Here is a 15700-nt window from a genome sequence, read left to right as displayed (position 1 = left end):
AATTCTCGTATTCGAGATTCTCAGGGTAGTATCTTGAGGAGTACTAAAGCTACTTAACAGAAATTAATATGCTATGTTATTTGCTTATAGTATAATTTCAATTGTTAGCTCTTTGATATCTCATAACATAGCATATCAATACTGCGTTAACATTCACATAGAGTAACCTAGATTTATGTCATTCCCCTTTGAAAAATTTATAAAGCAAGCACAAGAAGAAAACAAGTCACAAGATTTTATTAAGGCAACAATATCATATGCAAAAAAATTAGATGATTCAAATTTTCCCGTAATATTTTCTATTGAGCACTTAGCTATGCTAATTGGTGTTCAATCAGGTTATTTGAGACATCTGATAGGTGAAAATAAAACAAATGAATATCAAGATGAACCATATAAGAATTATCGCTATAATTATTTTAAAATAAAGAAAAGAAGAGGTGGTTATCGAGAAATAATGAGCCCATCTAAAGATTTGAAATTTATCCAGAAATGGATACTTGTTAATATTTTAGAAAAACATCAACTCCAATATTCTTGTACTGGATTTAGAAAAGAAATTTCAATAAAGGATAACGCTATACCCCACGAGAAATCGGAACTTATTTTAAAAATCGATCTCCTTAAATTTTTTGATACTATAACTGAAAATAGGGTTTTTACCATTTTTGCAGACATGGGGTATAGAAAGAATTTAGCAGTGGCCTTTGCTAAACTTACTACAGCTAAACATAGGCAAGAGTACTGGAAGACTATGCCAAGGGCTGAACTGGAATTAATGAAGTATGAAATTGGAAGCACGCCCTCTATTTTACCTCAAGGAGCTCCTACGAGTCCTACATTGGCCAATATTCTAGCAAAAACAATGGACTATAGATTTGAACAACTTTCTGTTAGGAAAGGTTTCAAATATACTAGATACGCCGATGATTTAACATTTTCGATTAGAGACAATCAAAAACTCCCTAGTCTTAAGATAATTAGAAGAATAATTTCAGAAGAAAAATTTTTTATAAATGAAAAAAAGATTCAATATTTAAATAAGGGAGGCAAACAATATGTAACAGGCCTCACTACTGCAAATGGTGTGAATGTATCAAAAAAATACAGAAAAGAAATAGGTTCTCATATCTACTATTGCAGAAAATTTGGAGTACAAGATCATTTAAAAAGGATTTCTGAAAAAGGTAAAAAGGCGCAAGGTATTTTGATTTTTCATGACTGGCTTTATGGACATATTTGCTTTATTTCTTCTGTGAATCGTCAAGCTGGCGATAAACTATTGCATGGATTCAGTAAAATTGATTGGTTTATTTAAGAAATTAAATTACCTCCCAAATAGAAAGTACCATTTTTAGTAGCTTAGCGAATATAAAATGAGTAGCAAGAGGATAACCCGCTACGCGAGGTTATGACTACTCATTCTATTGATTTAAGGATGTTTATGTTTTAATTTTTTGGTGAAAGAACTCGAAATTTCGTGAAAAACTTCCTGAGCCCTTGAAAACAGGCAATTTTTTTCGTGAAAAACACTGAAAATGTAAGTGGTATGTAAAATTTAAACAGTCCTCACCCATTCCCCTGCACTGGGTTTCGGTGAAAGAGGTTCGTCCAAAAGGTCTTGAACACAGGCCAAAAATGTCAATTTTGTAGTATCAACTCGAGCTAGACATTGCGGCCTGAGTTCGCTGGGCATCCTACTTAAAATCGCCAATCTTTTACTTTCGTGATTTATTTTCCTTTTGATTCGCTCCAGGCAGCATACCTTTTTTGATAGAAAAAATACAGTATTCTAAATTAGTCGGCCGCATAAACCGGTCGGCTATGCCTTCCTATTTATAGCCCTTTTCTAATTTAGAATCCCGAAAGCAGATACCACTATCAAAAAGGTAATGCGACGGCTCTGGAGGAAGTAAATGAAACAGCCAACACACGTATGCGTAATGATATACTATTGTATTTCAGTTTAGCAAAAAAGGAATATGCTCAAGATGAAATAAGTAAATGATTTTATTTTTCTTTTTCAACAGCATTAGTTTTAAGTAGTTTCTTTAATTTTTCGGGAAAACCGAAGCTTTCCAGATCTTCATCCAGAATGGCCTGGATTTGTTGGTATTTAGAGAGATCGTCGTGGGGTAATAATTCGATAACCAGTTCGAGCACCTGCTGAATTGAAGTATCCGCGCTTTTATGACTTAAGTTTTTGGAATAAAATACTCCTTCTCCTTCTAGTGCTAAAATACAAACTTCAAGTAGCGCCGTGGTACGCATGAGGTGATCTTCAAAATCTTCAAAACGAATCTTTGCAGTCCTAAACCTATGCCGGGGATGCTGTTCTTTCTGTAAGCCGTAAGGGTAATTGGCTATTTTCCTCAGACTTTTGAGCTTTTGTCTATTGATCTTATTTGTTTTCATAATCAGTTGTCTTTAAATAGTGTATTTTTTTCAGCTCCTCAAGTTTCTTATCGGCCAGCTTACGTGCAGCTAGTATAAACTTATAGGTAAGGTGTTCCGCTTTTAGGGAGTCTGATTCAGAAGGATCTTCGTGAATCTTTTCGTTTAAGTTGTAGTGCGCGTGGCAAAGGCGGGAATAGATCAGTTGGGATCGAAAGGATTTTCTTGGGTAGATAATCTTTGAAACTTCTGAAAACTGCTCACAGAGGTGCAAAAGGTAGGGCAAGGAGAAATAGGAGGGCTGATACTCCCAAAAGACGTAGATCAATCCCAGGCAGGCTTGTTGAATGGCCTGGTGCAACAACAGGTATCTACCCTGATTGCTCGGGTTATCCTCGCAGATCGTGGATTTTTCTTCAAAGTAAAGCGCGTGTTCCAGCCTTTTATCCCAGTGCATTTTGATTTCTCGAAATACATCCGGATGGCAGAGGTAAGAGCCCGTTAATTCAAGCCGGTTGTCCTCGCTATACAGTAAGGTGCCTTCCCTGAGTACCCGATTCAAGAAATTGCAGCCGTAGTTGATCTTATTATTGGCTTCTTTGAGGGTATAGTGAATGGAGTAGAGGGTAACCTGTTCCTGAGTTTTATTAAACACTTCATTCATGAAGTATTTCGGATTAGAAACCTGATCGTGGCTTATGATAAGCATTGTAAGCACATAGGTGGAACGCGGTTTTGTGGTTTTTGATAAGATAGTTACAGACTGGTGAGCTATTGTAACCTGAAGCTGCCTGATCAGATACACGGTATGCGCTTTGCACAAGCTGCAGATGACCGCTATTACTTTATGGATTTCAGGTATGGTGCTGGCTAATGTTTTCATACGATGGCGATTAAAGGATTATCTAAACTCCTGCTGAATTGCGTTTGTAAAAACTTTTAAAAGAAAAGCCTTACTTTTGATTAGGTTATAGCGTTCAGGTTGCTGTTATACTTTAAAAGTATAGCCGACCTTACGCGTAATCTACCCCTGCAGCCTGTGAAATACCATGATGAGATTGTGTTTTACAAGCTGAATCAGGAAGAACCTAAGTGTACTAACAAAAACTAATACAAATGACCACCACCAAACCCAATCATATAGGCCGCAAAATCGCTCGCATCAGAGAACTGCGTGGTATGAAACAGGAAACCCTAGCCGAAGAGTTAGGCATTAGCCAGCAAAGTGTTTCAACTCTTGAAAAAAGTGAAACAGTGGAAGATGAAAAACTGGAACGGGTGGCGCAGGTTTTAGGAGTGACTAAAGAGGGAATTGAGAATTTTTCTGAAGAAACAGTTCTTAATATAATCTCTAATACTTTTAATAGTAATGACAGTTCTACATTGAATGCAATTAATATCCAGCCTTCATTCAATCCAATTGATAAAGTAGTAGAGCTGTACGAACGTTTGGTTCAGGCAGAGAAGGATAAGGTGGCTTATTTGGAGAAATTACTTGATAAATAGTTATTTGTAAAGCTTTGAAAAAACTGAGATTAAAGCTTTTTTATAATGTATTACAAATAAATTTATTTTGTAATCTAAAATTTTCACCTAGATGAATATTGAACATGACCCTTCTGAATATATAAGAGGTATCCAACAAATTTTAATTTCTGATAAAAAGAAAATTGGTTTTTTATTTGGTGCCGGTAGTTCTTTAGCGAAGAAAGATTTACGATCATTAACAGTACCTGCCATTGGAAAAATGACATCTGAAATAGTTGATGAATTAGGGTGTGATAATAAAAAATATAAAGATGCTCTATTAGAAATTAAGAATGAGCTAGGAGACCCCAACTTTAATATAGAAACAATTCTATCTAATTTGGAGCAGAAACATTCTTTTATTGGTAATGGTGATTTAAATTCTTTGAATAAATTAGAGTTTGCTGATCTAATTAATAAAATAAAAAAAGGGGTTAGACAGAAAGTAAGTGTTCATCAGATAGATCTATGCGAAATTTCTACCAAGAGGGAAATTAAAAAAATTGTAACAAAAGACATTGTTGAAGAATTAGTTCAAACTGATTTTGCCAATTGGGTAGGGCAAGCAGAAAGAAAGTTTCCAATTGAAATTTTCACAACAAATTACGATTTCTTATTTGAGCTTGGATTAGAGCATAAAGAAATTCCATATTATGATGGGTTCTGTGGAAGTTTGAGAGCTTTTTTTAATCCTGAATCAGTAGAGGATTTTAAATTTCTTACAAATCAAACAAAATTATGGAAAATACATGGTTCCCTTGGTTGGCATTATGACAAGGATACAGAGAAGATTTTAAGAGTAAGTCCAGATGATGAAGATATTTTAATTTATCCTTCAACTTTAAAGTATAAAGATTCAAAGAAACAACCCTATGAAAGCCTTTTAGACAGACTTTCTAATTTTCTAAAACAGGATGATTCCATTTTGATAACCTGTGGTTACTCATGGGGTGATGAGCATATTAATTCACGAATTATTTCAGCTTTAAAGACAAATACAACTTCTCACGTAATTGGTTTATTTTTTGACAAATACAATCAAATAACTGAAGCTTCAACAGTGTCTAAAATAGCAAAAGAGAATCCTAAATTATCAATATATGCATCACGCAAAGCAATAATTGGATGCAAATTTGGAGAATGGATTTTGAAATCCGAACCTAGTTCTGATGATACCGTAAGTTTGAACCTATATTTTGATGAGGATGCTCACTATGATTCAGATGAAGAAAAGAAGGAAAAAAAAGGAGAAGAGGTTTGGACTGGGAAAGGTGAATTTATTTTACCCGAGTTTGGTGCACTTGTCAAGTTTTTAAATTCCATGATTAATGAAAACGAAATAAAAAGACTTGGGAAAAATGTCAAAAAATAGAATTACGGAAATAGGTGAAATTGACAGTATAAGTGGCAATAATATTTCTGTCAGGCTTTTTGACAATATAAAATCCAATATGCCCATTATCGATGGTATCGTATATAGAGTAGGTCAGATAGGATCCTTCGTTAGAATTCCTTTAGGTTATGCTAACTTATATGGTATAGTAACTCAAGTAGGTTCTGCAGCGATTCCCGAAAGTCTTCGAGAATCTTTAGCAAAAGATTACGATTTTATCAAAAATACTAGGTGGATAAACATTGTTTTGGCTGGTGAACAAGTAGGTAGAAAATTTGAACGAGGAGTTACTCAGTATCCTACGACCGGAGACAATGTTCATTTAGTAACTATTAATGATTTAGATATTATATACGGCGGTTATGAAGATGCAAATTCTATTAAAATTGGAAATATTAGTGTATCTGAAACTTTAGATGCTAAAATAGACCTAGATAAATTGATTTCAAGACATTGTGCTATTGTAGGTTCAACTGGAAGTGGAAAATCTAATTCTGTATCTGTATTACTTCAATCAATAGCAAATAGAGAATTTCCAAGCTCAAGAATTTTGGTCATTGATCCGCACGGTGAATATAATGATGCACTATCTAAACATTCAAAGGTAATCGCAGTAAACTCTGTTGAGGATGGTAAAAGATTGGAAATACCATTTTGGGCTTTACCATTCAATGAATTGATGAAGGTTTTTTCAGGTAATTTGTCCGATCAAAATAAAGAATATGTTAGGGAAAAAGTAGTAGATGCAAAAATTAAAAGTGCAGAAGAAAATAATATAGATGTAAGGAAGGAGTCAATTACAGCAGATACTCCAATTCCTTTTAGTCTTAATAAACTTTGGTTTGAGTTAATAGATTTTGAGAAGCAAACTTTCACGGATAATGCTAGAACAATTTTAAGTGATTTAACATTTGTAGGTGATGCGGATCAATTGTTATCTAATGAATATACACCTGCAGGAATGGGTAACTCTCCACCATTTTTGAATATTAGAGCTAAAGGTTTATTAAGCTTTTTGGATAGTATGAGGAATAAACTGAATGATAGCAGTTATAGTTTCCTATTTTCTCCAGGTAAATTAAAGCCAGACCAAAAAGGTAAAATTGATGAAGATTTAGATAATATTTTTTTAAGGTGGTTAGGCGATGTTGCTCCAATAACTATATTGGATTTATCAGGTATACCAAGTGAAATAATGTCATCAATATCTGGCACCCTTTTAAAAATTATATATGATGGCTTATTTTGGGGAGTAAATACTAAAGTAGGAGGCAAAAATCAGCCCTTACTCATTGTACTTGAAGAAGCACATAGTTATCTAAAAGCTGGGGAACACTCCATTTCATCTAGAACAGTTCAAATGATTGCCAAAGAGGGACGTAAGTATGGGGTTGGTTTATTAATGGTTACACAAAGACCATCTGAATTGGATGAAACTGTACTTAGTCAATGTGGCACAATCATAGCACTGCGTATGAATAATTCAAAAGACAGAGGTCATATAAGAGCAGCTGTTCAAGATGAATTACAGAGTATGGTAGATTTACTTCCTAGCTTAAGAACGGGTGAGGCACTTATATCGGGAGAAGCAGTCAAGATACCTTCAAGAGTTAAATTCTTTAAAATTGCAAATGCACCTAAGAGTTCAGATCCTAAACCTTCTCAGAAATGGCTCGTGGAAATTGATAATCCGAAACAAGAGTATAAAAATTTATTAAAATCTTGGCGAAACAAAAACTATAAAATATGAGTTATCCAGAAATGATCCCAGTTAGTTCATCCAATATTGAGAGTATAGGGTATTTTGTGCAAAATCAAGAAGTATATGTTAGATTCTTAAATGGAGGGGTCTATGTTTATAGAGGAGTTCCTGAACATGAATTTCAAAATTTATTATCGGCTCCTTCTTTAGGTTCTTATTTACATAGGAATTATAAAAATGTTTATCCATACGAAAGAATTGAGTAATGCTTAGTATTAATCAAAAGTTGAACAGGGTTGAAATAAAAGAATTTGAAATCAAAAATTAAATCGTATTTAATTTTTTTTATAATCTTCCTTCCTTTGAAAGAGATGGAAAATTAATACGCGCAATTTATATTGGGGTTTTAGCTTTAATGGAAGATAGGATTTCTGCTTTTCAAAACCCGTTTTCATACACTCTTCATACTCTATCCTAGGGGATGTCTTGGAGTTGACCCGTCCTAAAATAGCTATACAGATTAAAAATAAATCCTGTTATAGCTATACAAAGCTATGATCCTAAACAAATTTACTTTTCCCCAAATAATATTAAAGTAAACTCGAATTCTAGATTTATAGAAGTATGAGCCGATTATGGGTACTAATCGGCTCAATTTTTGATTATATTTGAGCCAATTAAACAGATTAATCGGCTCATCATGTATAACTGGCAACACGAAGACTGGCCTAATTTTAAGTATACTACAACTGAAATTGAAGAGAAGCTCTTTGAATTCAGCCAAAGGGCTGGTCGCGTTAATGGTATATTAGAAGGACTCTCAGATACGATGCAAATGGAAGCTATCTTATCTCTGATGGTTGCTGAGGCTGTTAAAACGTCAGAAATCGAGGGAGAATATCTGAGCCGGGAAGATGTGATGTCTTCTATACGAAACAATATGGGTTATGGTACACCCAAAGCGGTCAAAGACCCAATGGCGCGAGGTGTAGGAGATTTAATGGTGCGGGTGAGGCAAAATTTTGCAGAACCTTTAACAGACCTGGCATTATTTGAATGGCACAGAACGCTATTAGGGAGTGCTAAACGCATTAATACCGGGCAATGGCGTAAGCACAGTGAGCCTATGCAGATCGTATCCGGTAGCTGGGGCAGGGAGAAGATCCATTTTGAAGCTCCGCCTTCCCATTTGCTTCAGAATGAAATGCAAGCTTTTATAACGTGGTTTAATGATTCTCATCCAGAAGGAGTCAACCCTATTAAAAAACCACTTATCCGTTCAGCGATTGCACATCTGTATTTTGAGAGCATTCATCCTTTTGAAGATGGCAATGGAAGAATAGGAAGGGCATTATCTGAAAAGGCACTATCTCAAGACTTAAACCGTCCTATCCTGCTGAGTCTTTCTAAAGCTATCGAGCTCGATAAACAAGCCTATTATAAGGCTCTAAAAAACGCGCAGCAGTCCAATGAAATAACCGATTGGATTATTTATTTTGTCAATACTGTTTTAGAAGCTCAATCTCAGGCGGAAGAGCTTGTTTCTTTTACTTTGAGAAAAGCCCGTTTTTTTGATCGCCATAGAAATTCCCTGAACGAGCGCCAGTTAAAAGTGATCAATCGAATGCTTGACGAAGAACCTGAAGGGTTTAAAGGGGGGATGACGGCAAAAAAGTATATTGCCCTTACCAAAACATCAAAAGCTACAGCAACCCGTGATCTTCAGGATTTAGCAGCAAAGAAACTATTTATACCTATAGGGGAGGGACGTAGTACACATTATGAAATCAACTTTGAGGACTAAAGCTTTTTAATAAGCGATCGACTTGAACCCTAGTCTCGTTAAGGGCTTTAGATTATTTTTTATACTTAAAAGATATTAAAGACAATCAAATCAGATCAATTTGAATGTTCATTTAAGTATAGTAAAATATCCGGTGAATAGATCGAATAATTCAGCTGTAAGATACAGGAAGTATAGGGTGAGTTGGTTTGCAAATTACCTGCCCTCAGTTGTTAGTGTGAATCAAATCATAATCGAAGATCAAAATGACTCTTTAGTATTCCTAGCTTCCAATTTCTGCATAAGAGCATCCATATCGTCTCCAACTTTCTTTTGCAATACTCTGGCATAGATTAGAGTTGTTTGGAGCTGTGTGTGCCCTAAAAGCTTTGATACGGTTTCAATGGGCACTCCGTTAGATAATGTAACTGTAGTCGCAAAGGTATGACGCGCCACATGAAAGGTTACGTTTTTATGTATCTGACAAACTTCAATTATTTCTTTAAGGTATTTATTCACCTTCTGATTGCTGTATAAGGGCATTAATTTGCCGGAGATTTCCAATTCCTTATCCTCTATATATTTCTCGACTAGTGCCAGAGCCTGGGGCAGGAGGGGAACCTTAACAGATTCGTTGGTCTTTTCACGTTTAGTATAAATCCACAACCGCTCATTAGAAGCCGGAATCAACTGGTCTTTTCGTAATGCTTTTAAATCTACATAGGAAAGCCCCGTGTAACAGGCAAACAGAAAGCAATCTCTTACGCGCTCGTAACCTTTACTCGTAAAATGTGTTTCCTCAATACGATCTAATTCACGCTGGGTTAAATAGCAGCGTTCCTTTCGTTCAAATTTCAATTTATAATTGATAAAAGGATCTTTAGGCAACCATTCCATTCTGACTGCGAGATTAACCATTTTACGAAGCCGTTCTAAATGCTTCCTCGTACCGTTAATGGAACACGTCTTTCTTTCCTTTTTAGGTTTATAAGTACGTATATAGCGTTCAAACTCTGTTATAAACCGGTAATTTAGATCAACTAAGAAGAAGTCATCTGATTTATAATGATCTAAGAGAAAAGACTTGATGTACTTTTCTGTAGAGTAGTAATTTTTCATTGTACCGGGCTTTAGCGACAATCCCATATTATCGTTGTGGTACTTCACAAGCTCTAAGAGCGTCATACGCTCTTCATCTTCGCCCATATATCGTAATTTGATCGCTTTCGCTGTAATTACTTTACGTTCTGCATGCAGCTCCTTATGCGCGTTTAAAACTTCAGCTTTTACATCATCCATATAGGAGTTGAGTGTGATAAGTTGGTCTGAAGTTTCTTTGGCTTTTACCCGGAGTATATCCCAGTCTTTTACATCAATATCACGCTTTATACTCATTTCAGAGCGCTTTTTATTGACTGTAATTCTTAAATAGATATCCAGTTTGTTGGGATTGTTTCGTTTGGGACGTGTAAAGAAATTAACGCCTAAGGTACTGTTTACGGGCATTTTGTAAGTCTTTTAGTTAAACAATTCTTAGTGAAAGACTACATCCAGATGGCCTAAATGCTATATAAATCTACGATAAATTACACACCTTATTGCACACCGAATTGCCCACATTTGCCTTGATTTTAGATGATATCAAATGATATCAGATGATATCATAAAAAATTAAAAGCCTGCTAATTCGTTGATTAACAGGCTTTTTGATATAAACCGAGGTTTGGTTCGTCGGGATGAGAGGATTCGAACCTCCGATCTCGCGCCCCCCAGACGCGCACTTTAACCGGACTAAGCTACATCCCGATGCCTACTATTAAAAAACAACACAACCTGTTTTTTTAATAGGGTTGCAAATATAGTTATTTGTTAAAAACACCAAAGTATAATTTCAATAAATACCTCTAATCACAAACCCCTTTATTAAATATTTTGATGTTTTCATATTCGTAAAATTATCGCACAGAATTCACAAGTTCTTAATATCTAAATTTATTTAAGTGCTGAAATTATTAATTTCTTAGTATTGAGATTTTTTGTAACTTAATATCAGTTAATTACCGTTATTAATCTAAAACCATGCTGCAATGAAATTACTACTCTATCCATTGGCTTTTCTTTTGTTGTCTCTTCCAGTTCAGCAGAATCAAAATACAAAAACAGATTTTGAAAAAACCTTAAAGGGAACCTGGGAACTTGATAGCTTCTATTATTACGATACAGATAATGAAGTAAGTGATACCATACCTACGACAGAAGGTTACCGTCAAATCAAAATATTTACAGATGACCGTGTGATGTGGACCCGCTTTGTACCTATGGATTCTGTAGAATGGTTTGGTTACGGTCATTATATGGCACTCGACGATCAATTAATAGAAACTTTAGAATATGGAAGTGCATCAATGATGAAAATAATTGATACAATGCGCGTTTTTACATTTGAGCTCACTCTTGATGAAGATAATTTTAGCCAGATCACATTAGATGAAGAGGGAAATAGATTCTCTGCAGAAAATTATAAACGGATTGAATAAGTACCGATTTCATGCTAAAAATGATCAATTTTAGCTTGTTTTAGCCGGTTTTTTGAGTGTAATTATAGAATGTTAATAACGACTTTATAAATGTAAAATCCTTCTTTTTCTAGTATATTGAAAAGGAGTAATTTTACAATCTACATTAAAATAAAGTTAAAATGGCTTCAGAAAGAATTAAATGCCTAATAATAGGATCAGGACCTGCAGGATATACCGCGGCAATATATGCTGCCCGCGCAGATCTGAAACCTGTCATGTACACAGGTCTAGAACCAGGTGGTCAACTTACAACAACTACAGAAGTAGATAATTTTCCCGGTTACCCGGAAGGTATTGATGGCCCTACGATGATGGTACAGCTACAACAGCAAGCAGAGCGTTTTGGTACCGAAGTACGTATAGGTATGGTTACAAATGTTGATTTTAGTGATGAAGTAGGAGGAATTCATAAAATAACTGTAGACAATAATAAAGAGCTCGAAGCAGAGACTGTAATAATTTCTACCGGTGCTACGGCAAAATATCTTGGTCTACCCAGTGAGCAAAAATTGCGCGGTGGCGGGGTATCTGCTTGTGCAGTTTGTGATGGCTTTTTCTATAAAGGTCAAAATGTTGCAATAGTTGGCGGTGGTGATACTGCAGCAGAAGAAGCAACTTATCTTTCTAATATTTGCAAGCATGTTACAATGCTCGTGAGAAAAGAAGAATTAAGAGCTTCTAAAGCAATGCAACATCGTGTCGCATCTCGCGAAAATCTAACTGTTCTTTACAATTCTGAAGTAGAAGAGGTTTTAGGTGATATGGTAGTTGAAGGACTACGTATTGTAAATAATAAGACTTTAGAAAAACATGAGATAGACATTACGGGATTATTTATTGCAATAGGTCATAAACCCAATACAGATATTTTTAAAGGTCAGTTAGAGATGGATGAAACTGGTTATATTATAACCCACAATAAATCTACCAAGACTAATAAACCCGGAGTTTTTGCAAGCGGTGATGTACAAGATAAAGAATATCGCCAGGCAATTACGGCTGCCGGTAGTGGCTGTATGGCGGCTCTTGATGCAGAAAGATATCTTGTAGCTATAGAAAGCGAAGATACCGTTGAGGCATAAAAGAGAATAAGCAGAAGTGTCAATTAATTAAAAAAGCCGCGGTATAATTTTACCGCGGCTTTTTTATTTGTAAAGAAATAGAATTATTAATCTTCTTCTTCTTCATCAACTTCATTCTCAGAATCTTCATCTGCTACCTCTTCATCAATTTTTTCTGGAATTTCGCTTATTGGTTCTTGTAGATCATCGTCTTCATAATCATCTACATCAAAGTTTTCCATAGAGGTTTCTAGCTTCTTACTTACTTTCACGAGATAGATAGTATCTTCTGTTCTCACTTCAACAGCTTCTATAAGCTCGTTCTTAGCATTTCTAAAAGAAATGATGTGATCGTCATCATATCCGTAAGGATATTTATCGACCAGCAGTGAAAGTATTTCTGGTGTAAGTTTTTTAAAATCAACGATTACTCGACGCATAAAGGGCTTTTAAGGTTTGTTCAAATCAGCGATAAATGTAAAAAAAAACGATTTGCATGGGCAATACTATCTCTACATTTTACGATTTTAAATTTTTATAGTAATTGAAAGCTTCATAAATCAAATCATTCGCAATTTCCTGATCGATCGCCGCACTTCCAATGTCATTTAAAAGAACAAAATTTATTCTTCCGTGACTATTTTTTTTATCAAATTTTAACAATTTTATTATTTCATTAATATCTTCTTTTTCAAACGCTATTTTATCATAGTATTTTTCAATTTCCTGTGAGGTTTCATCTCTCATTTCAATTGAAAATTGGGCTTGTTGAGCAGAGAGGTAATTTGCCAGTATCATACCTATGGCGATTGCTTCACCGTGAAGCAAACGTTTCTTGACAGGATGTGTTAAAAAATACGATTCAATAGCGTGACCCAAAGTGTGACCGTAATTTAAAGTCTTTCTTCTGTTTTTTTCAAAAGGATCTTCAAGAACAACTTCATTTTTAATTTCTACAGATCTATAAATCATTTCGCCTAGAGCGTCAATATTTTTATAGTCACAGTTTTTCACATCATTCCAGTAATCTAAATTACTTATTAACCCATGTTTAAGCATTTCTGCAAAGCCAGATCTTAGTTCTTCTGTAGATAAAGAATTGAGGAATTCTGTGTTTACTAAAACCATTTCAGGATTACTTATCACACCTATCTGGTTTTTTAAATTACCAAGGTCTACTCCGGTTTTTCCACCTACAGATGCATCTACCATAGACAATAGAGTAGTGGGCACGTTTATATAATCTATACCTCTTCTATAGGTACAAGACACAAAACCACCTAAATCTGTCACAACGCCACCGCCTAAATTGATCAAAACACTTTGCCTGTCTGCATTTAACTCAGACAATACATTCCAGACACCGGTGCATGTTTCAAGATTTTTAAATTCTTCACCGGGATCTATTTCTATGACCTCAATAGTGGTTTCAGTCGCAATATTAGCTAAAAAAGGAGCCAGGCAATGCTCATGCGTATTGCTGTCTACTAAAACGAAGATCAGGCTATAGTTCTTTTTGTCAAGGAGTTCATTCAGCTTATTATAACCATATTGGTTAAACACGACTTTGTAATCCTTGGCTTGTATAAAATCCATAAAAGTTGAAAAAAATATTGGGTGGGAAATTACTATCTTTTTGTAAAAATGCGATTATAATGTAAGTATATTTGCCGACATTTTTTTGCTATGCTAGAGAACAAAATCTTTGATAACACAGAAGCGGCTTTCGCTTTAAAGTCAGACAGCGAACTAGAACGCGCTTATTTTCTATTTAAAATGATCTCAAAACAACCGCTGGTGCGTATAGGTACAGCAGCGACTCGTTTTGCATTGAATGCTAATCTTCCTGTAGAAAAGTTGATTAGAGCAACCGTTTTTGATCATTTTTGTGGTGGAGTTAATGAAAAAGATTGTCTTAATGTCGTAGATCGTATGTATGAGAAAAATGTGCATTCTGTACTTGATTTCTCTGTTGAAGGAAAAGAACTTGAAAACCAGTTTGATGAAGCGCTGGAGCGTGTTCTTAAGATTATCGAGTTTGCAGAAGATAAGGATGCGATGCCTTTTTCAGTTTTTAAGCCTACAGGATTTGGTCGTTTTGAAATTTGGCGTAAAGTAACAGAAAAAGAGACTTTAACTGAGGCAGAAGAAAATGAGTGGCAACGCATACAACAACGTTTTGATAGAATCTGTACAAAGGCAAGTGAGTGCAATGTTGCATTACTTATAGATGCAGAAGAAAGCTGGATGCAAACTGCAGCAGATGATCTTGTTACCAAAATGATGGAAAAGTATAATGTGGAAAAACCAGTGGTTTACAATACATTACAATGTTACCGTTGGGACAGGTTAGAATACATGAAGAATCTGCATCAATACTCTTTAGAAAAAGGCTTTAAACTAGGAGTAAAAATCGTGAGAGGCGCTTACATGGAAAAAGAGCGTGCTCGGGCAGAAGAAAAGGGATATGATTCTCCTATATGTAGAGATAAAGGAGAAACTGATGCCCATTTTAATGCTGTTTTGGTCTATATTTTAGATAATTTAAGTGATATTTCTGCTTTTATTGGCTCGCATAATGAATATAGCAATTATCTGGCTATAGAATTAATGCAGCAAAAAGAAATTGCAGTTAATGATCCCCGCGTATGGTTTGGTCAATTATATGGTATGAGTGACCACATAAGTTTTAATCTAGCCGCAAAAGGTTACAATGTTGCTAAATATTTACCTTTTGGGCCTGTTAAAGATGTTATGCCTTATTTGATACGCAGAGCGGAAGAAAATACTTCTGTCGCCGGTCAAACAAATAGAGAACTTACTCTTTTAAAGGAAGAGAGAAAAAGACGAAGTCTTTAAAGTTCCTCAAATTTATCAATGACCACATTGTCTTCACAATTGGTCACTTTTGCAGCAAACCGTTTATTTGCAGAGTCATCGGTTTCAATATAAAAGTGGCCGCATGGTTTTTGTCTGGGTTTGCTTTTTGAGAATACCACATTACCATCCTCAAAGAGCAACCTTACGTTAGTTGTATCTATTTCTAATGCTGTCATGTCTTCTTTAGCCTGATCTGAAATAGTATATCCCTTTGTTCTCATATTCTTAAGTGCTCTTGCATTAGGCATATAATCACAAGAAGGTATTTGTGTGCCACTGCCTTTTAAAAAGAAAGCAAGCAGAATTAAACCTATTGAGAAACCTCCCAAATAGTAACCAAATCTATGTAGTATTTTCATGAAAAATTGAAATAAAATATCT

15 protein-coding genes and 1 tRNA gene are annotated in these 15700 nt (G+C 35.1%); 9 read left to right on the top strand and 7 right to left on the bottom strand.

Going from position 1 to position 15700, the window contains the following annotated elements; translation table 11 throughout:
* Positions 1-175: 175 nt before the first annotated feature.
* Positions 176-1318, top strand: a complete 1143-nt coding sequence (locus tag ACH3PA_RS16015) for a reverse transcriptase family protein (protein WP_416442112.1) — start codon at positions 176-178, stop codon at positions 1316-1318.
* 692 nt (positions 1319-2010) lie between these two features.
* Here ACH3PA_RS16015 and ACH3PA_RS16010 read toward each other — a convergent pair.
* Both ACH3PA_RS16010 and ACH3PA_RS16005 read right to left on the bottom strand, forming a co-directional pair.
* Complete coding sequence (locus ACH3PA_RS16010) at positions 2011-2415, bottom strand: hypothetical protein (protein ID WP_416442111.1); 405 nt, start codon at positions 2413-2415, stop codon at positions 2011-2013.
* Entirely contained in the window at positions 2402-3277 is an 876-nt protein-coding gene (locus ACH3PA_RS16005) for a hypothetical protein (protein ID WP_416442110.1), read from the bottom strand. Before ACH3PA_RS16005 ends, ACH3PA_RS16010 begins: the two co-directional genes overlap by 14 nt.
* A gap of 233 nt (positions 3278-3510) precedes the next feature.
* Here ACH3PA_RS16005 and ACH3PA_RS16000 point away from each other — a divergent pair, with 233 nt between their 5' ends.
* From ACH3PA_RS16000 to ACH3PA_RS15980, 5 genes are all read left to right on the top strand, one after another.
* Positions 3511-3900: a helix-turn-helix domain-containing protein gene (locus ACH3PA_RS16000; RefSeq protein WP_416442109.1), complete on the top strand. Its 390-nt coding sequence runs from the start codon at positions 3511-3513 to the stop codon at positions 3898-3900.
* A 91-nt stretch (positions 3901-3991) separates the two neighbouring features.
* A complete protein-coding gene (locus tag ACH3PA_RS15995; protein ID WP_416442108.1) occupies positions 3992-5293 on the top strand; it encodes an SIR2 family protein in 1302 nt (433 codons plus the stop codon).
* The gene (locus ACH3PA_RS15990; RefSeq protein WP_416442107.1) at positions 5280-7064 is read left to right on the top strand and encodes an ATP-binding protein; all 1785 of its coding nucleotides are present in this window, start codon (positions 5280-5282) and stop codon (positions 7062-7064) included. Before ACH3PA_RS15995 ends, ACH3PA_RS15990 begins: the two co-directional genes overlap by 14 nt.
* Complete coding sequence (locus tag ACH3PA_RS15985) at positions 7061-7282, top strand: KTSC domain-containing protein (protein ID WP_416442106.1); 222 nt, start codon at positions 7061-7063, stop codon at positions 7280-7282. Before ACH3PA_RS15990 ends, ACH3PA_RS15985 begins: the two co-directional genes overlap by 4 nt.
* A 434-nt stretch (positions 7283-7716) precedes the next feature.
* A complete protein-coding gene (locus tag ACH3PA_RS15980; protein ID WP_416442105.1) occupies positions 7717-8820 on the top strand; it encodes a Fic family protein in 1104 nt (367 codons plus the stop codon).
* A gap of 240 nt (positions 8821-9060) precedes the next feature.
* Here ACH3PA_RS15980 and ACH3PA_RS15975 read toward each other — a convergent pair whose 3' ends face one another.
* Both ACH3PA_RS15975 and ACH3PA_RS15970 read right to left on the bottom strand, forming a co-directional pair.
* A complete protein-coding gene (locus ACH3PA_RS15975) occupies positions 9061-10305 on the bottom strand; it encodes a site-specific integrase (RefSeq protein WP_416442104.1) in 1245 nt (414 codons plus the stop codon).
* A gap of 225 nt (positions 10306-10530) precedes the next feature.
* A tRNA-Pro gene (locus ACH3PA_RS15970) sits at positions 10531-10605 on the bottom strand.
* Between the two features lie 281 nt (positions 10606-10886).
* Here ACH3PA_RS15970 and ACH3PA_RS15965 point away from each other — a divergent pair.
* Together ACH3PA_RS15965 and trxB are read left to right on the top strand one after the other, a co-directional pair.
* Entirely contained in the window at positions 10887-11336 is a 450-nt protein-coding gene (locus ACH3PA_RS15965) for a hypothetical protein (protein ID WP_416442103.1), read from the top strand.
* A 161-nt stretch (positions 11337-11497) separates the two neighbouring features.
* On the top strand, positions 11498-12460 hold the full coding sequence (gene trxB / locus ACH3PA_RS15960) for a thioredoxin-disulfide reductase (protein WP_416442102.1): 963 nt from the start codon (positions 11498-11500) through the stop codon (positions 12458-12460).
* Positions 12461-12546: 86 nt separating this feature from the next.
* On the opposite strand, the gene ACH3PA_RS15955 is transcribed toward trxB, so the two are convergent.
* Both ACH3PA_RS15955 and aroB read right to left on the bottom strand, forming a co-directional pair.
* Positions 12547-12879: a hypothetical protein gene (locus ACH3PA_RS15955; protein ID WP_416442101.1), complete on the bottom strand. Its 333-nt coding sequence runs from the start codon at positions 12877-12879 to the stop codon at positions 12547-12549.
* Between the two features lie 79 nt (positions 12880-12958).
* The gene (gene aroB, locus ACH3PA_RS15950) at positions 12959-14035 is read right to left on the bottom strand and encodes a 3-dehydroquinate synthase (RefSeq protein WP_416442100.1); all 1077 of its coding nucleotides are present in this window, start codon (positions 14033-14035) and stop codon (positions 12959-12961) included.
* Between the two features lie 90 nt (positions 14036-14125).
* Between aroB and ACH3PA_RS15945 the strand changes: the two genes are divergently transcribed.
* Positions 14126-15298, top strand: coding sequence for a proline dehydrogenase family protein (locus ACH3PA_RS15945; protein WP_416442099.1), 1173 nt, complete (start codon positions 14126-14128; stop codon positions 15296-15298).
* Here the strand turns inward: ACH3PA_RS15945 and ACH3PA_RS15940 are convergent.
* Positions 15295-15678: a hypothetical protein gene (locus tag ACH3PA_RS15940; RefSeq protein WP_416442098.1), complete on the bottom strand. Its 384-nt coding sequence runs from the start codon at positions 15676-15678 to the stop codon at positions 15295-15297. The genes ACH3PA_RS15945 and ACH3PA_RS15940 overlap by 4 nt on opposite strands.
* Positions 15679-15700: the final 22 nt, after the last annotated feature.

Origin of the sequence: Leeuwenhoekiella sp. A2 (assembly GCF_047946655.1) — a bacterium.
Taxonomy (GTDB): domain Bacteria; phylum Bacteroidota; class Bacteroidia; order Flavobacteriales; family Flavobacteriaceae; genus Leeuwenhoekiella.
The sequence above is the reverse complement of the archived record's forward strand: the minus strand, read 5'-3'. Positions and strand labels throughout refer to the sequence as shown.